At 55.0% G+C, this 16717-nt stretch carries 16 protein-coding genes; 8 read left to right on the top strand and 8 right to left on the bottom strand.

What is annotated here, in order from left to right:
* Positions 1-335 precede the first annotated feature (335 nt).
* The 4 genes from ABLU95_RS09005 to ABLU95_RS09020 form a co-directional block, all read right to left on the bottom strand.
* A complete protein-coding gene (locus ABLU95_RS09005) occupies positions 336-1265 on the bottom strand; it encodes a hypothetical protein (RefSeq protein WP_065881503.1) in 930 nt (309 codons plus the stop codon).
* A 2-nt stretch (positions 1266-1267) separates the two neighbouring features.
* Positions 1268-3628, bottom strand: coding sequence for a hypothetical protein (locus ABLU95_RS09010; protein ID WP_348879268.1), 2361 nt, complete (start codon positions 3626-3628; stop codon positions 1268-1270).
* 9 nt (positions 3629-3637) lie between these two features.
* Positions 3638-5995, bottom strand: a complete 2358-nt coding sequence (vgrG, locus tag ABLU95_RS09015; RefSeq protein WP_348879269.1) for a type VI secretion system tip protein VgrG — start codon at positions 5993-5995, stop codon at positions 3638-3640.
* An 825-nt stretch (positions 5996-6820) separates the two neighbouring features.
* On the bottom strand, positions 6821-7573 hold the full coding sequence (locus tag ABLU95_RS09020) for an SDR family oxidoreductase (protein WP_348879271.1): 753 nt from the start codon (positions 7571-7573) through the stop codon (positions 6821-6823).
* Positions 7574-7671: 98 nt separating this feature from the next.
* On the opposite strand from ABLU95_RS09020, the gene ABLU95_RS09025 reads away from it, so the two are divergent.
* Positions 7672-8598 carry an AraC family transcriptional regulator gene (locus tag ABLU95_RS09025; protein ID WP_072420058.1) on the top strand — a complete coding sequence of 309 codons (927 nt, stop codon included), beginning with the start codon at positions 7672-7674 and terminating at the stop codon, positions 8596-8598.
* Here the strand turns inward: ABLU95_RS09025 and ABLU95_RS09030 are convergent.
* Positions 8595-9479 (bottom strand): LysR substrate-binding domain-containing protein, encoded by an 885-nt coding sequence (locus ABLU95_RS09030; RefSeq protein WP_218810920.1) that lies wholly within the window; start codon positions 9477-9479, stop codon positions 8595-8597. The genes ABLU95_RS09025 and ABLU95_RS09030 overlap by 4 nt on opposite strands.
* Before the next feature lie 156 nt (positions 9480-9635).
* Here ABLU95_RS09030 and ABLU95_RS09035 point away from each other — a divergent pair, with 156 nt between their 5' ends.
* Positions 9636-10151 (top strand): hypothetical protein, encoded by a 516-nt coding sequence (locus ABLU95_RS09035; RefSeq protein WP_023289959.1) that lies wholly within the window; start codon positions 9636-9638, stop codon positions 10149-10151.
* 7 nt (positions 10152-10158) lie between these two features.
* A complete protein-coding gene (locus ABLU95_RS09040; RefSeq protein ID WP_086075945.1) occupies positions 10159-10995 on the top strand; it encodes an MBL fold metallo-hydrolase in 837 nt (278 codons plus the stop codon).
* Between the two features lie 87 nt (positions 10996-11082).
* Here the strand turns inward: ABLU95_RS09040 and ABLU95_RS09045 are convergent, their stop codons facing one another.
* Positions 11083-11232 carry a hypothetical protein gene (locus ABLU95_RS09045; protein WP_023289961.1) on the bottom strand — a complete coding sequence of 50 codons (150 nt, stop codon included), beginning with the start codon at positions 11230-11232 and terminating at the stop codon, positions 11083-11085.
* A 401-nt stretch (positions 11233-11633) separates the two neighbouring features.
* Here ABLU95_RS09045 and ABLU95_RS09050 point away from each other — a divergent pair, with 401 nt between their 5' ends.
* The 4 genes from ABLU95_RS09050 (at position 11634) to ABLU95_RS09065 (ending at position 14293) form a co-directional block, all read left to right on the top strand.
* Positions 11634-12068, top strand: a complete 435-nt coding sequence (locus ABLU95_RS09050) for a winged helix-turn-helix domain-containing protein (protein WP_023289962.1) — start codon at positions 11634-11636, stop codon at positions 12066-12068.
* A gap of 45 nt (positions 12069-12113) precedes the next feature.
* Entirely contained in the window at positions 12114-12830 is a 717-nt protein-coding gene (locus ABLU95_RS09055; protein ID WP_087776897.1) for a hypothetical protein, read from the top strand.
* A gap of 84 nt (positions 12831-12914) precedes the next feature.
* Complete coding sequence (locus ABLU95_RS09060; protein ID WP_004202908.1) at positions 12915-13124, top strand: YdgH/BhsA/McbA-like domain containing protein; 210 nt, start codon at positions 12915-12917, stop codon at positions 13122-13124.
* Between the two features lie 152 nt (positions 13125-13276).
* Positions 13277-14293: an NAD(P)-dependent alcohol dehydrogenase gene (locus ABLU95_RS09065; RefSeq protein ID WP_198046917.1), complete on the top strand. Its 1017-nt coding sequence runs from the start codon at positions 13277-13279 to the stop codon at positions 14291-14293.
* Positions 14294-14340: 47 nt separating this feature from the next.
* Here ABLU95_RS09065 and ABLU95_RS09070 read toward each other — a convergent pair whose 3' ends face one another.
* The gene (locus ABLU95_RS09070; RefSeq protein ID WP_023289965.1) at positions 14341-14976 is read right to left on the bottom strand and encodes a carbonic anhydrase; all 636 of its coding nucleotides are present in this window, start codon (positions 14974-14976) and stop codon (positions 14341-14343) included.
* 249 nt (positions 14977-15225) lie between these two features.
* Between ABLU95_RS09070 and ABLU95_RS09075 the strand changes: the two genes are divergently transcribed.
* Entirely contained in the window at positions 15226-15855 is a 630-nt protein-coding gene (locus tag ABLU95_RS09075) for a LysE family transporter (protein WP_087776895.1), read from the top strand.
* 3 nt (positions 15856-15858) lie between these two features.
* Here the strand turns inward: ABLU95_RS09075 and ABLU95_RS09080 are convergent, their stop codons facing one another.
* Positions 15859-16629 (bottom strand): DeoR/GlpR family DNA-binding transcription regulator, encoded by a 771-nt coding sequence (locus ABLU95_RS09080; protein WP_032453133.1) that lies wholly within the window; start codon positions 16627-16629, stop codon positions 15859-15861.
* Positions 16630-16717: the final 88 nt, after the last annotated feature.

Raw genomic sequence — 16717 nt, forward strand, 5'->3', positions numbered from 1 at the left:
AAACAAAACGGTCGCCTGCGTTCAGGCTCTTTCTCGTTTTTCCGGAGCAGAATATGTCCCGGCTTCACCGTTATCCGGCTCCCCCTCCGGTAAGCCGTATTGTCCGTTTTTATACTGGCGTAACAGTATGCCACCGTGTCCATCCCTGACTTTATAACAAGGAGATGAAGGATAATCAGATACCGGGGCCAGATGCATATACAGGCTGTAAAACGCCAGCCAACTTTTTCCCTTTGCGGATCGGGCTGGCACTGCGACTTCACCTGCACAAAGCTGCTGCTGTAGCGCAACATCCGTCCACATGATGCTAACGTAAAAAAGTCAGCGAGAACAAACTAAATACTGAGATCCGCACACAACATGATGTTATCACTAGCTATATTTTTAATATTAATATATCTTGCATTACACCATTTGCCATCTGCACTTATAGATAGCAAATTAACTTTATCTCCTTTAACAAGGTAAGATTTTTTTATTTCGAACGAAGAATCATAAAAATAGGATTTAGGTTTTATGACACTTATCGCAGGATATACAGAGCATTTATTGGAATCTTCTATATTTGGGACTGATTTGATTAGTTCAATCTTGCCATCTGAAATTTCTTCACTCATAATTTCTACCCGCCCTGAGTCATTCTTGTTATATATAATCCATGGAGAATTCACAAAAACCTTGCACCTACCATTTTCACTTAAATAAATAACAGAATAATTGTCATCCAGTAATGCTTGCTTATCACCATAAAATTGATATACCAATTCATCTTTGCTATTATAAATAACAATAGGTAGATAACTTTTTTTGCCATTTAAGATTAAGTTTGTATCTATTGAATCCATGTCATATTTTGTTTTGCTTACTTTTTTCTCTATAAAATCAGCATAACCTTCCACTGGCGACATATCTAAGTTACACTCCCCCTCTTTAACCAAGATTCCATTCTTTTTATTTTTTACATTCAAATATAAACAATCAATCAAAAATTTATTACCATCATATTTCAATGTGGCATAAACGGTAGAATCATGAAGAGATCTACTATCAACTACAATGGCAGGGGAACCTGAAAAAAAATCAAATAAGTAGGATGGATTACCTGTATAATCCTCATTAAATTTTAATACATTTTCCCTACCGTCTTTTTTTGCATAAATTAAATTATTTGATTGATCATACCCATAAGTTACCGAGCCATCCGCAAAACTAAGCATGGAACATCCACTAAAAAAAATACCAATAAAAAAAATACATTTATTCATATTCAATATCCATTGGGAATAGAGGACGTGCTTTCTAAAATAGATTGCAATTTTATAGCATAGGAAGCTATTAGAACCTTTTGATCACTGCCATTAATAACTTGCCGCGCACTCTCATAATCCATTCCATTATTATTCATATATGTGGAAAGTTTTTCCCCAGTAAATATACCTTCCTCCATACCCCAAATCATAATTGGCACAGCATGCTTAAAATCAGCCGCAAGTTCTGGTTGATTCACAAAATCCACACCAAATTTATCTTTCGCTTTCTGATAATTGTTTTTCCATGTAAGATGTACACAACCTCTACCTCGATATTTATACCCATCGCCCTGCTGCATATTGCCGTTAGCTATTGCTCTATTCTTTAATACTTGTGTCACTGCAAGAATTGGATCGTATTTATCAAAATAACTCACCCCACCTACCTCTGGCTGTTCACTAAAATACTCACCTGTTGGGAAGTAATATGTCTCATGTCTCGCTGTAGCTAGCATATAAGAAATACCATATAAATTTGGCTTATACTCCATATGGTTAGGACAAAATTCATTTATGCTTTCCAAAATTTTACGCAAGTTGTTTTTTGAACCTTGGGATAGAATCGGCGTACCCGGAGCAAAGGAAACATGTTCGTTTTCATATTGAGAAATAAAAGCATCAACATTAATTAGATCTAATTTCTCTGCCAGAGAATCTAAAAACACCACCGGATGAAAATGCCACACCGCCTCATCCTTATCAAACGGCGGCACCTTGCTCATCCACTCCAGGTCCGCCTGCCATTTCTCACAGTATTTCACTTCCAGCGAGTCCAGATCCTTATAAAACCCTTCCCAGCGCCCCGTCGAACGGCCACCGCACCACTCGCTGTGATGTTTTACCACCAGACGGTTGACCACATCTTTCACCAGCGGATCACGAACTGCCAGCGCCTGTCTGATCTCCTCTGTCGTCACTTTCCCGTCGCGGTTGCTGTCCATCTCCGCCATCAGATCACGATAAAATTGTGGCACCTGTCCGTACTGCCAGGAGACCTCCTGCTCTGCTGAACGGCTTATCGCCCCAAACGCCTCCGGTACCCAGCTCTCATACGGGCTGTTCATCACGTCACTATTACCGTCTTCCTCCAGCGCCTGAAACCCGAGTTTTAACAGATCATACTGACTTACTTCTTCAACATCACTTTGCGGCAGCCAGCCGCTTCCGCTGACCTTATACCACCATTTTTGTGCTTCATCCGCGACAGGCATTGCTGACTCACGGAGGAGCCGGCACTGTGCGCTCAGTCGCGCTGATGTCGCTGTAAAGACGGGCTGTCCCGTAACATCCTGCCGGGTAAACAGGGCGCTTCCCTTTGCTGCCAAAACGGACCGTTTATCACCTTTCACTTTTTCAGGGTTGGCTAAAAATCCTGGCATGTTTGGATCTGTACTCAGCACTTCCAGATGCACAAACCACTCTTTATCCAGGAGATTATTTCCCTCACCCGGCGATTCCATACATCCCATAAATCCGACGGGCGTTCCGGCGCTGACCTTCCATTCTTCTGTTTCGCCCGTTAGCTCCACAGAGTCGAACCCCCCTTTTTGTTTTGCCTTCTGCATCCATTCCGGCAATAATCCCTGCATTTCGCCGTCCGGCTCCATCAGCTCCGGATCCAGCGTCACCCAGTACTGTTCTTTTCCCGGAACATTTTCTTTCAGTAAACGAACCAGGCCAAAGGTTGTCAGGGTTGCGTTTCCGTTCTTCGTGACATAAAAACGCCCCGTCCGGGAGGAGACAAAACGATCGCCTGCCTTCAGGCTTTTTTTCGTTTTCGCCGGGGCAGGATATGTTCCGGCTTCACCGTTATCCGGCTCCCCCTCCGGCAACCCGTTTTGCCCGGCTTTATATTGACGTAACACTATGCCGCTGTGCCCGTCCCTGACTTTATAGCAGGGAGATGAAGGATAATCAGACACCGGGGCCAGATGCATATACAGGCTGTAAAACGCCAGCCAGCTTTTTTCCTTTTGCGGATCGGGCTGGCACTGCGACTTCACCAGCACAAAGCTGCTGCTGTAACGCAGCGGCTGTCCACAATACGGGGCTGTCAGGTACTCGTTGTTTAACCGGTACGCCACAATAGTACCGTCTGCCATAAACTGGAGGGGAACGGGGTCGCCAGCATTGACTGCATCCGGATTCAGGGCGGAAAAGGGATTAGAGATGTCGTTGATATGGATCCCGCCATGCCACAATCCGTTCGCCCCCAGCAGCCAGGTCCCGTGCGCTTCTCCGTCGATAAGCCGCATAACATCTTCCAGTGAGCGAAATTCTTTACCGCTGGTGTCCCTGAGGGGATAACTGATTTTCATATGAGTTTCTTACCTTGAAATCCTTCCGCGCCGCAGGGGAGGAACCCGTTCCAGTGTGGTTTCCCTGAAGGTCTCCGTGACACCTTTCAATGATGCCCCGGTACGGGGAACCAGATAATTCGCCACTTTCATCACCATCATCCCCTCAGAACCATGCTCAATGCCGTTTTTACTCAGCTTCATATACGATCCGCCGCCATTCAGCGTCAGCGTTTCCGGCGTGCTGATGGAAATCCCATCCTCACTGCAGGTTATCGCCACCTGCTGCTTTGCCAGAAGTCCCATCGTGTTGTGCTGAGCCTGAATCTCGATATCTCCCTGGTTGGCAACCAGCTTTGCCCCATCTTTATGGACAAACAGTCCTAACGCTTTTTCCACCGTCACAGACAGCTGCTTCATCGCACCGATATCAAGATGTTGACCGGCATTGATCATGGTATTGCGGGTGCTGCTGAGCTGAAGATGTTCACCTGAGGTCAGTGCCACCCCCTGAGGAGCACTACCCAGCAGGACCGAAGACTGGAGGTCTTTGATTTTGTCGGTCACAAAACTAATCTGGGTATTGATGTCGCAGACCAGCGCTCCGGCGGCAACAGCAGCGCTGTTCAGCGCCTGCATCTGGCTGTTGGCCTGGTTAATCTGGTTGATGGCAGGGGCCATTTCCAGCACCGGGCCCCGGGCTTTGGCCTGGGCATCGGCCGTCAGGAACAGCCCTTTTGCCGCACGTACTGCGCCATGCTCATCCGTTCGCAGTTCAAAACCGGCCCCGCGCTTTTCACGCTGGCTGTTGACCAGGTGTCCCAGGTTCAGCTGCGTTTTGCCGTATTCCGTCGCGAGCTTGATATGCTCTTCCTGGCGCTTATCCTCCATCCGCAGCTTATTGTTCGCCGGGGTACGCCACACGTTCCGCGTATGATTGTCACTGGTGACAGGGTCCGGATGTTCTGAATCATGCAGGACATAAGCGATGTAGGGACGATCCGGATCTCCGCCGTCAAATACGACGGCCACTTCCGTTCCGTCGATAAGCGGGGAGTGGAATCCGTACGTATCACCGGCATACGGTTTCGCCAGCCGCAGCCACACACAGGCATAACCCTGTTCAGAACTGTTGCGGTCAAAGTCCAGTTTTACCCGGTAGCGTCCTTCCGGATCGAGCCAGGAACAGGTGTCGCCTCTCTGTGTGCTTTCCACCCGGGCAGGCAGCGAGCCGGATATCACCGGGCGATTGAGCAGTGCCGGACGATAACAGACGGTTTCACTGTAGGGGATACCCTCAAACGTCAGCGTAAAGCTACTTTTGCGCGAACCGCTGGTGCGCACCGTGGTGATGACGATGCCTTCCCTGACGGCATCGGGAAGCGTTCCGTCCGTTTCCAGTACCTGACCCGGAGCCAGAAGAGGGCTGGAGGAATGCCCGCTGACGCGATACTGCGCGTTCAGAATGCGTTCGTGACGCAGGCGGGCGAAGTATGCCCCGGACTCTGTACTTTCCGTATCACCCGCCGTCAGGAAGGGTTCCGCGTAATGGTACGTTTCCCCGGCGGTGATCCCTTCCTGACTGCTGATACTTTCCGTACTGTCCTGCGGCGTCAGCGCTTCCCGGTAGTTGTAGTCCCGGGTGGCCACCCTTCCGCTCACAACATTGTATGCAGCCTGAATATCCCAGATGCTCTCCTGCCCGCTGTCACTCATCCCGGCCTGGTTGCGTAACGGCAGCGTGACGCCAAACTCATACTGCTCCTGGCTGTCCTGGAAAATCACCACGTCCTGTTCAAGACGGCCATCCATTTCATAGCGCCAGTAAATGCCCACTTCCGCCAGCAGGCGCTGGATAAACTCAAGATCGGTTTCCCGCCACTGGGTGATGAGCTCCCGGGATGGGTATTCCCGGGTGAGCCGGAACTCAAAATCAGGCCCTTCCAGCCCGTGTTTACGCAGCACCTGTTCAACCACTTCAGTGACCGACTGGTTGAGGTAGATCGCGCTTCCTTTCGTATAGTCCAGAAGGGCAATACGGGGAACGATCGTCAGTGCATAACGGGTCTCATCATTCGAGGTGGAAACGCGGCGAAAGGACTCCACTACGCCAAAAACCGTCCGTACCGGCAGAGCTGGTGTCCCGTCAAACATCGGGGTCTGGAAAGTAAATGACGCCGGTTTCAGCAATAACGACTCACAGACAATATCTTTAGAGGAGCAGGTAACCGCCACGTCATACCGCCAGGGCTGACTGAGGGATTCCACCGAACGGAAGTTCAGCACATCAAGAAACTCAGTACAGGCATGAACGTCCATCCAGTAGCGTGAATGCCCTGGCAGTTGCTTTACCAAACTGGTTGCATCGTTTATCAGCCTATTCCTCATCGCTTCACTCCATCTTTTCTGGCATTAACATCCATCCCAAGGTCCTTCATTCGTTACCCTCCGCCGTCCCGCACCGTAGCAGCCCTGTCCCCCCGCCGGTTTTACGCACGCTACCGCCCTCGCTGTCCTCCTAAAAGAACCCAAAGCGCACTGAGTAATGCAGAACGGTGGTCTTTTATTTAACGCCCGGAAAAGCAGTCACTCAGCAATAAATGTGCAAGAAAATCCCGTTCGTATTCGCGTACTGCCGGAGTACGTTCAGTTTGAATTCAGCGGCATCTCGGTTCAGATCGGGAGTGACTGCGTAATGCTGAAAAAGACGATAAGCAGAATAAAACAAATAAACTGCCAATATTTTGTCAGACGAGAGAATGAAGCCGTCTGGACGCAAGGCGGAAGCGGTGGCTTCGCAACAACAATATTCCATACTGAAAACTATTCCCTGGCGTAAAAAAGCGAGCGCGCGGTACAACAGGGATGAAACCATGCCACAGCAGAATAAAGAAAGTCCAGCCCCGACCGGGCCAGACTAACTTTTTAAGATTAACGCCCGAATTACATTGAGAAATTACATATAAAAGACCTGAGCCATTGTTCATGTCATAATATGGCGGCCGGTTCGCACATATCCAGAATAAGCGGCGAAAACGCACCATGAAATACATTGCTATCCTGATTTACATCAGTAAGCGCCGCCTGACCGTTATTTCGTATAACCCGCTAATATTATCCATGCGATCCTGACAGGGATAATATTCCCCGGCCATAAAGCGCAGCGGCAGCTTGCGCACCTACCGTCTGACAGACAAAACCCGCATATTGCCTTCAGACACGGCGAAGACTGGCCTGCGCCATCGCCAGGGCATCTTCCCCTGCCGGCAGCCGCGAAGGGGCATCAGGATCGTTCACCATTCGCCAGACGGCCTGAGCCACATCGACAGCCCGCGTCACGCTGGCGTTTTCCTGGATGCTGTCGAGGATCTGCTGGCCGAGCGCCGCATAGCTCTCCGGGAGCTGGCCCATCGTTCGACGCGCGTTTTCCCCGAAGCGGGTCTGGGGATCGCGTCCCGGCAGGATCACCCCGACGCGAATATTGAAGGGCCGCAGCTCCAGCGCCAGGTATGCCGTGAAGGCGTTCACCGCCGCCTTACTCGCGGTATAGACCGCCAGCAGGGGCATCGGCTGTAGGGTGACCGCCGAGGTGATATTCACGATCGTCCCGCTACGGCGCGCTCTGAACCGGGGAAGTACCGCCTGGGTCATGGCGATAGTCCCAAGAGTATTGGTGGCAAACAGGTTCGCTATCGCCTCGTGCGACGCCCCCTCCAGGGCGTTGAGCATCCCCACTCCGGCGTTATTGACCAGAACGTCAATCTCTCCGGCCTCGGCAATCGCCTCGGCGATACTCTGCGCTGAGGTGACGTCAAGGCGCACCAGCCGCAGACGGTCGCTGGCTGGCAACAGATCCTCTCGCAGAACCCGCATCGTGGCGATAACCTTCCAGCCCTGTTCAAGAAAATAACGCGCCGTCTCCAGGCCAAAACCCGATGAACAGCCGGTGATCATAATTGTTTGCATCTCTCTGTCTCAGATTGGCTTCTTCCTTTTCATCATAGACAGCCCGCTCCGGACGATATAGGGTCAATAATCCATCATTCTTTAGCAGGAGTCCGGAAATGAGCGACCCGCTGGCGGAAATCATTGCGATGCTAAATCTCAGAGCGGTGCTGACCAAAACCATTGAGGGGGCGGGAGAATGGCGCGTCATTCGCTCGGACCAGGGCATGTCGTTCTATGGCGTGGTGCTGGAAGGAGGCTGTCGGCTGGAAATAGACCAGCATCCGCCGCAGACCCTGCGCGCCGGGGATTTTATGCTGATCCCGGCGGCGTACCGCTTCGCGCTTACCAGCCTGACCCCGCCGCCTTCACCGGCGCTGGAGACCACCCCGGTGAAACTGGCGGAGGAACACTTTCGCCTGGGAGCCCTCGACCAGCCGGCGGAGATGCTGGCGCTGATTGGCCACTGCGCTGCCGATTCGGATAACGCCAGCCTGCTGACCTCGCTGCTGCCCGCCCTGGTGGTGGTTCGCGACCAGCCGCGGCTGGCCACCTTTGTCGGACTGCTAAAAGAGGAAGCCCAGGCGGATCGCGCAGGTAAATCTTTCGTTCTGGCGCGGATGGTTGAGCTGCTGTTTATCGAGGCCATCCGCTCCTGCGAAACACTCGCCACCCCAGGCCTGGTGCGCGGCCTGAGCGACCCGCGGATCGCCCAGGCAATCCGTCTGCTGCATGAGGCCCCCGCCAGACGCTGGACCGTCAACGCCCTGGCCGCCGACTGCGCGCTGTCTCGCTCGACGTTGTTTGAACGCTTTACCGGCCTGACCGGAATGACCCCGATGGGCTATCTGTTGAACTGGCGCATGACCCTGGCGATGCGGTGGCTGGGAGAGCCGGGCATCAGCATGGCGGATATCGCCGAGCGCCTCGGCTATGGCTCGGCCAGCGCGTTCAGCGTGGCTTTTACCCGCTATGCCGGGACATCGCCCGGCAAATATGCCCGCCTGCGGGCGGCGCAGCGTACGCCCGGGCCCGCCTTAAGCTAACCTGCCGCAATCGTCGTCTGCAGCCAGCGCTCAAACGCCTGCAGCGCAGGCTCCCCCTCGCCGCCGCCGGGTTTGATCAGGCAGAAGCGCTTGGCCAGCGTCGGGGAGCCCGGCCACGGGGCGAGCAGCGTCCCGTTACGCAGCTCGCTCTCCACATACATCTTCGGCACCAGGGCCACGCCCTGCTGGCTGAGTACCGCAGCGATCGCCATCTCATGCAGATCATAGCGCGGCCCCTGCGCCGGGTTATCCAGCGCCAGACCATACTCCCGGGCATAGTGCAGCCAGGCATCCGGATTTTGCCGCCGATGAATGCGCGGCAGCCGGTTCAGCAGCCCCGGGAGATCGTTATCCGTCAGCAGCGCAGCATGACAGACCGGCAGCAGATACTCCGCAAACAAAAACGTCACATCCATTCCGGTCCACGCCGGGTGATCAAAATGGATAGCCGCATCAAATCCGCTGCCCGGCAGAATGAAGGGGTCGCTGCGAGCGGCGATATTGACCACGATATGCGGATGCTGCGCCGTGAACTGCCCGAGGCGGGGGATGAGCCAGCGGCTGGCGAAGGTGGGGAGCACGGCGATCTCCAGACTGCGGCCATCGGCCGGCATCCCGCTGACGTCGAGGGTTTCCCGCTCCAGCCTGCTGAGGATCTCGCGGACCTGTCTGGCATAGCGGGCGCCGGCCGGATTGAGCCGTACCCGGCTCCCGATTCTGTCGAATAGTTTGCTGTCGAGGAGCGCTTCCAGACGGGCGATCTGCCGGCTGATGGCCCCTTCCGTTAACGCGAGCTCCGCCGCCGCGCGGGCAAAGTTGCCGTGGCGGGCGGCGGCCTCAAAGGCCAGTAGCGCAGCGCTGCTGGGAATTTTACGACGCATAGCCAATGCTCCTTGTGCGGGCTGACTGAAAGTCAGTGACAGAATATCACTGAGTCTTGAATAAACATCGTTTTTCAGCGCCATTTTCGCCAGATAGGATGAAGTAAATTCACTGAAGCGCCTTATGCGCTGAATCATCTGTCTCTCGAGGTCACTATGCTCTATGTCGTCGAATGCGCCTACACCGACCCGCAAAGCGAAGCGGCGTGGAATACCTTTTACAATCTGGAAAAATTGCCGGCGCTGGTCTCAGTGCCCGGTTTTCATGCCTCCCAGCGCTTCTGCGCGCTCAGCGAGGGGTGCCCTCGCTACCTGGCGCTACACGATATCCGCGATGCCGCCGTCATCGACAGCGACGCCTATCGCCGCAACGGCGGCGGTCATTTTGCCCGCTGGCAATCGGCGATCGCCGACTGGCATCGCCATCTCTATCTCACAACTAACGCGCTGCGGGAGGTTGCTCCGGACGAGGTGCTGCTGCTGAGCGATACCGCGGAAGCCCTGCCCGTCGCTGCGCCGGTCGTCCTGCAGCCCGGCGGTCTGGCCACCCGGCATACCCGCTATGCCGCCATCGTCCCGCGTGACGACCTGCATCACCACGCCGCCACGGCCGCCGTCTTTGTCTATCAGCCCATTACCGCCCGGTTGCGTCACCCGGCGGAGCAAGCGTGAGGTCAACATGACACCAGCTCCCTTTTATTCCCTGACAGCAGGCGACCTGACGATAAGCGCCATCAGTGATGGCCAGATGACGGCGCCGCTGACGTTACTGGCGGGGATCGCCCCTGAAGAGGCGGCGCGTCTGCAGCGCCAGGCCGGGTTAATCTCGCCGGAAACCATCGAGATCGGCGCTTACTTGATCCGCGGACGCGGTCACACGGTGCTGGTGGATACCGGCACCGGCGGGGCCAACGGCGTCGGCGGCGCGCTTATCGCCAATCTGGCGCTGCTCGGCGTGCGCCCTGAGGACATTGACACCATCCTCCTCACCCACGCCCACCCGGACCATATCGGCGGCCTGCTGACCGCCGCCGGTACACCGGCTTATCCCAACGCCACGGTGTTCCTGCCCTCGCGGGAAAGCGCTTACTGGCTGGCGCCGTCGACACTGGACAACGCCAGCGAGCGTGCACAACGCAACGTGCTGCTCGTCCGGCGCGTAATGGCGATCTGCGCGACGCAAATTCGTGCTATCGATGAAGCAGAGCGGATCGCCGGAATCCGACCATGTCCCCTGCCCGGCCATACGCCGGGGCATACCGGATATCGCCTCGAGGCGGGCGGAACGTCGCTGCTGATCTGGGGGGATATCGTCCACTTTCCCTCGATCCAGAGCGCCCGGCCAGAGGCATCGGTGGCCTTTGACGTCGATCCTGACCAGGCCCGGCGTACACGGGAAAGTCTCCTGCGCCAGGCCGCCAGCGAGCGGTGGCTCGTCGCCGGTATGCATCTTGGCCTGCCGGGATTCGCCAGCGTGGAGAATACCGCCTCAGGCTACTGCCTGCGCCCGGTGTGACCTTCGCGCAGAACACCGATCGCAGCAAAACCCCGGTCGTGGCATTAACACGACCGGGGCGTGGTGTCAGGGGAAGTGCATTAGCCGTTAACCGCGGCGCTTCCAGCCTTTTTTACTTTTGCAGCTGGCTGTGGTGGCGACCCAGGGGTGACGCAGCTGGGTCAACTGAAGATCCTGAGAGGCCGGGCTGGCGGCCCAGCGTTTGTTGCACAGAGGCTTACGAGTTGCAATGACCATAAAAACGCTCCTGAAAAGTAATGAACAGTTCCCTGGGTAATTCCATAAGTTCAGAATCAGCTTATCATCACTTAAACGTTGTTATTTCAATCTTTGTTTTGCTATGTAAATGGTGATTACCACCTGAAAGGCATAAAATTGATCTAGATCAAAGTAAATGCAATTTTTTGTTTCCACCACCTATATTTTCAACCGTTTAACTTCGCACACCTCTTGATTAAGACTTTTCCTATACCACATAATCCAACAGATGTGAGCGATTTTATCAGATTTTTATTCTAGTTATGTATGTGAATGTGGTTAATTGTTTTGATTATTCTAGCTCATAAAATTCACTTGGTCAGACCGCCACAGGCGGGTACTCTGCACCGGCAATACGGGGATTTGTCAGGGAGTGGTGGATGACTACAGGCTATAAACTACTTGGCTATAAGTTAGCGGATAATATTTTCTACTGCCTGCATCATCGGGAAATTATCGCGTTACGTGGGACGCGAACGCAAGTTCAGCTGCGCAGCACCATGGCGTGTTTACTGGAATATTTGCTGGCGCATGGCAGAGAACGTCTGGTCAGTGATGAAGAGTTAATGATTAACGTCTGGGAGAAAAATAATCTCCGTCCGTCCGCGCAGCGATTATGGCAGGTCATTCAGACCTTAAAATCTCGCTTAAACCAGGCGGGGGTCGAAAGCGTGTTAATTATCCGCGTTAAGTGCGCAGGGTATTATATTAATCCTGCTTGTGTAGCCGAAATTTATTCCTTCAAACCGCCGGGCATGATGAATTATATAAACACCTCGCCTGCTGATATGAATAAACTTCTGGTTCGCAGCTAATCTCCTTCCCGCGCCGTTTAGATCGCTTGTAACAGGGTTTATTCTTTGAATATTTTAATTCACAGCAATAATATTTATTTTAATATCGGCCTCGCCCAGTGTTTCAGAGATATTCAGGAAACCTTGCCCGGTCTGAACATTATTCATTCACTGCCGCTCAGCCATCTGCCCGATCCGGCCGGGCTGGATGTGATTATTTTAGCGCTGGAAAACTATCACGATTATCAGGCCGCTGCTGAATTAGCCCAGCGCTATCCCGGCCTGGTGGTCGGATTTACCTCCGCCAACAACGTCAAACGCGGACGCGCCTTTTACGCGGATACCCTCCTGTGGGTCAGCCAGCGGGAAAGCGTTCAGGAGATCCGCCGCCTTCTGCTCCGTCTGGCAGATCGCAGCCGCCCTTTCGCGCCGCGCCATCAGCGTCAGAGTCGCTCCTCCCGGCTGCGAGCCCCACTCAATGATCTGGAGATGCAGATGATCCGTGGCGTGGTCGGCGGACAGTCGATTAATCAGATGGCAGACACGCTGGGCGTCAATCGCAAGCGGGTTTACAACGGACTGGAGCGGATCAAAATTAATTTTCGCCTCGTCAGCCATACCCATTTTCATCATTTTATGACCGCGGAGGCCACGTTTAGCCGCCTCTGCGCCGATCTGAGTTGCTATAGACCAGGGCTACGGCCAGCCCGGCAACGGCGAACTGCATCGCGACCGGCCGAAAATCATTCATATTATTTGAATGAGTTTCGCAAATTGTTTTGATTTTAACCGCCAGGCGTTGCGCGTATTCTTTATCACATCAGGGCGACAAGCCCTATATCAGACACCAGATTAAGGAATACGACCATGAAATCCATCAAAACTTTCGTTGCTGTTGCTGCACTGTCGCTGTTCTCTTCCGTCAGCTTCGCCCAGAGCGTCAGCGCCACCGCTTCCACCCTGGACCGTGCAGAGGCCAAAATCGCCGCCCAGGCCGCTGAGCAGGGTGCGTCCTATAAAATCACCAGCGCCCAGTTTAATAATCGCGTTCATATGACGGCTGAGCTGAGCAAATAATCTCTTCCCTCTTTCGCGATTAACAAAGCGCCGTCAAAAACGGCGCTTTTTTTTCGCCTCTTTCTCCGGGCAGTGATTTCCTGACCGGCGCGCTGTGGCGTTCAGCCGATGACGGGCCAATACTTAGCGCATCCCCTGGAAAAGAGAGCCCCATGATGAAAGCCTGGATCGTCAACAAACCCGGTTCGCTGGATAATCTGCAGCTTGTCGATCTTGCCGACCCCGGCGCGCCGGCGGCAGGCGAGATCCGCGTAGCGCTCCACGCCACCTCCCTGAACTATCACGATTTGCTGGTAGCGACGGGGGTGATTCCCACTGCCGATCGGCGGATCCTGATGGCGGACGGCGCGGGGGTGGTCGAAGCGGTTGGCGCCGGGGTCAGCGAGTTTCAGCCAGGCGACCGGGTGGTCGCTGGCTTTTTCCCGCAGTGGCTGGATGGCCGTCCGGGCCCGCAGGTGAAGGACTTCAGCCAGACCCCGGGCGACGGCGCCGAGGGGTTCGCCTGCCAGTATGTGGTCAGACCGGCCAGTCATTTTACCCATGCGCCTGACGGATGGAGCTTCAGGGAGGCGGCGACGATCACCACCTCAGGCCTCACCGCCTGGCGCGCGCTGGTGGTGGAGGGGCGGCTAAAAGCGGGCGATACGGTGCTGACGCTCGGCACCGGCGGCGTGTCGATAACCGCCCTGCAGCTGGCGAAAAGCATGGGCGCGCAGGTCATCGTCACCTCCTCATCCGATGAAAAGCTCGCCCGCGCGCGCGCCCTGGGGGCTGACCATCTCATCAATTACCGCACCACCCCGGCATGGGGCGCTACGGTGCAGGACATCACCGGTCATCGCGGGGCCGATATTATCCTGGAGCTCGGCGGACCGGGCACCCTGGGCCAGTCGTTCGAGGCCGTCAGTGTTGGCGGACACATCGCGCTGATCGGCGTCCTGACTGGCTTCGAAGGTCATGTGCCCACCCATCTGCTGATGAGTAAACAGGCCCGACTGCAGGGGCTGGTGGTGGGTCATCGCCGGCAACAGCAGGACTACGTCAACGCGCTGAACCTGCAGGCGTCGCGGCCGGTCATCGATAAAGTGTTTGATTTTGCGGCCTTACCAGACGCCTTCCGCTATCTGCAAAGCGGCGCCCATTTCGGCAAAATTTGCGTGGAGTGGTAGTGGTGAGGAGAAGAGATGAACAGGGCCTCCATGCCCTGGGAACGGCTTTATTCGAAAAAGACGTCCGGATTTTCCGACAGCGAAACAAAGGATTTGGTGTTTTTATCCAGCGCCTGAATCTCGCCGCTTTCAATGTCATAGAACCAGCCGTGCAGGCGCAGGGTCTGGTCGCGCAGACCGACCGCCACCGACGGATGGGTTTTGATGTTGTTCAACTGAGCGATGACGTTTTCCTGCACCATGCCGTTAACCTTATCGGTTTCGCTGGCCCAGGTTTTCTTTTCCACCACCGCTTTCGCAGCATCAGCGTAGCGCAGCCAGTGAGACACCGCCGGCATCGGCTCCAGGCACTGGCAGGTGGCGATCGCTTTCATCGCCCCGCAGTTAGAGTGGCCGCAGATCACGATATCAGTCACGCCCAGCGCAACCACAGCATACTCAATGGTCGCAGATACACCGCCCGGCTCCGGCCCGAAAGACGGCACGATATTCCCGGCATTACGAATAACAAAGAGCTGTCCCGGCTCCTGCTGGGTAACCAGTTCCGGCACCAGACGGCTGTCAGAACAGGAGATGAAAAGCGCTTTGGGATTCTGGCTGGAGGCCAGGCTGCGGAAGAGCTCTTTACGCTGGGGGAAGATCTCTTTCTGGAAGTTGAGGAAGCCCTCAATGATATGTTGCATAGCAGTGTCTCTTCTCTGTAGTTATTACGGTATGACAAAGATCACAGTTATTCAGTTTACCATCGCTGACAGGAATGGGAATCGTTATTCAAACAGTTGCGCAGAAAACGCGCGCCGCGGCTGCCCGTTCAGCCTCGCCTTTTCCACAGGGTTTTCACGTGCTTTCCTGAGCCAGTTTGTTACTCTGTTTGCTCGTACCGTCCCCACGTTGCCGACCGCCTGCCGGCGGCGGACATACCAGGAGTTGCTATGTTCCTATCCAGCCTGATGGCCCTTGCCGCGGTGCTGATCATGGGGGTGATCAGTCCCGGCCCGAGCTTTATTTTTGTCGCGCGAAATGCGGTCGCCCGCTCGCGTCTGCACGGTCTGGTGACCGCCCTGGGTACCGGCGCCGGCGCCGCCATTTTTTCTATTATGGCGATGCTGGGCCTGCAGAAGGTGCTCACCGCGGTGCCGGAGCTGTTTATTGGCTTGAAAGTAGCGGGCGGGCTCTACCTGCTATGGTTGGGCTATAAGATTTTCCGCGGTTCGGCGCAGACGATGGATTTTTCCGCCAGCGGCATGGCCGGCAACCGTTCGTTGCTGAAGACTTTCCGCGACGGGCTGTATACTCAGTTGAGTAATCCCAAAACCGCGCTGGTGTTTGCCTCGATTTTTACCGCCGTGCTGCCGGCGCAGATCCCCACCGCCTTCTATTACATCGTGCCGCTGATGAGTTTCCTGATTGACGTCAGTTGGTATTCGCTGGTGGCGCTGGTGCTCTCCGCTGATCGTCCGCGTCGGGTCTACCTGCGCCTGAAGCGGCGAATCGATATCGCCACCGCGACGGTGCTGGGGGCGCTGGGACTGCGGCTTATCGCCACCTCCCTCACCCGCTAGCGGCTACACGGTATGGATGCGAATATCGTGTTGCTGAAAGGCAACGCGATATTCACGACTGATGTTCTCCTCCACCACCAGCACATCGATATCGCTGCTCGCGGCCACCACGAATCGCGCCACCGCCGGAATTTTATCCGAGGTCAGGCCGATGATAATTTCGCTGCACTGCTTAATCACCGCTTTCTTAAACTCGCAGTCGGCATAGTCAAAGCCGGTCAGGCCCGACTCTGGCGCCATGGCGCAGCCGCCGATAAACCCCTGGTCGAATAACATCCCCTGCACCTGAGCCACCGCCGCGGCCCCAACGCAGCCCCCGCTCGCCCGCTGCACCTGGCCGCCGAGCATCACCACCTCGTAGAGCGGCTTTTTCACCAGTACCGCGGCGATCTCCGGAGAGTTCGTTACTACCGTCAGCGCCAGCTCGGCGGGCAGCGCCTCGGCCATCGCCAGATTGGTGGTGCCGGTATCAATGAAAAGGATGCCGCCGGGTTTCACCAGCCGGGCGCACTGCTGCGCGATCCTGAGTTTTGTTGCTCGGTTTTTATCTTTCCGTTCACTGTAATCTCCCGCTTCCGGCAGGCTCAACACCGCCCCGCCGTAGACTTTTTTACAGACGCCTTCGCGGCTAAGCTCATGCAGATCGCGGCGGATGGTGTGCTCAGACACCTGAAGACGCGCCGCCAGCTCCGCACACACCACCCTGCCGTTTTCCTGCAGGATCTGGCAAATCAGCGCTTGTCGCTGTTGAGGAAAAGCAGCATAATCGAGCAAAGAAACTCCTTAAATCATCATAAACGAGCAACAGCAAGCATGATCGTCTGCCCTGCCGTGATTGTCAATGTTCCTGCCCGGAGGTTTA

This window comes from Klebsiella sp. GG_Kp146 (assembly GCF_040061975.1).
In the GTDB taxonomy this organism is placed as follows: Bacteria; Pseudomonadota; Gammaproteobacteria; order Enterobacterales; family Enterobacteriaceae; genus Klebsiella; species Klebsiella quasipneumoniae.

Bases quoted from the DNA above. Each gene is read 5' to 3' on its own strand.
- ABLU95_RS09005 (WP_065881503.1), bottom strand. From the start codon at position 1,265: ATGAATAAATGTATTTTTTTTATTGGTATTTTTTTTAGTGGATGTTCC.
- ABLU95_RS09010 (WP_348879268.1), bottom strand. From the start codon at position 3,628: ATGAAAATCAGTTATCCCCTCAGGGACACCAGCGGTAAAGAATTTCGC.
- vgrG (WP_348879269.1), bottom strand. From the start codon at position 5,995: ATGAGGAATAGGCTGATAAACGATGCAACCAGTTTGGTAAAGCAACTG.
- ABLU95_RS09020 (WP_348879271.1), bottom strand. From the start codon at position 7,573: ATGCAAACAATTATGATCACCGGCTGTTCATCGGGTTTTGGCCTGGAG.
- ABLU95_RS09025 (WP_072420058.1), top strand. From the start codon at position 7,672: ATGAGCGACCCGCTGGCGGAAATCATTGCGATGCTAAATCTCAGAGCG.
- ABLU95_RS09030 (WP_218810920.1), bottom strand. From the start codon at position 9,479: ATGCGTCGTAAAATTCCCAGCAGCGCTGCGCTACTGGCCTTTGAGGCC.
- ABLU95_RS09035 (WP_023289959.1), top strand. From the start codon at position 9,636: ATGCTCTATGTCGTCGAATGCGCCTACACCGACCCGCAAAGCGAAGCG.
- ABLU95_RS09040 (WP_086075945.1), top strand. From the start codon at position 10,159: ATGACACCAGCTCCCTTTTATTCCCTGACAGCAGGCGACCTGACGATA.
- ABLU95_RS09045 (WP_023289961.1), bottom strand. From the start codon at position 11,232: ATGGTCATTGCAACTCGTAAGCCTCTGTGCAACAAACGCTGGGCCGCC.
- ABLU95_RS09050 (WP_023289962.1), top strand. From the start codon at position 11,634: ATGACTACAGGCTATAAACTACTTGGCTATAAGTTAGCGGATAATATT.
- ABLU95_RS09060 (WP_004202908.1), top strand. From the start codon at position 12,915: ATGAAATCCATCAAAACTTTCGTTGCTGTTGCTGCACTGTCGCTGTTC.
- ABLU95_RS09065 (WP_198046917.1), top strand. From the start codon at position 13,277: ATGATGAAAGCCTGGATCGTCAACAAACCCGGTTCGCTGGATAATCTG.
- ABLU95_RS09070 (WP_023289965.1), bottom strand. From the start codon at position 14,976: ATGCAACATATCATTGAGGGCTTCCTCAACTTCCAGAAAGAGATCTTC.
- ABLU95_RS09075 (WP_087776895.1), top strand. From the start codon at position 15,226: ATGTTCCTATCCAGCCTGATGGCCCTTGCCGCGGTGCTGATCATGGGG.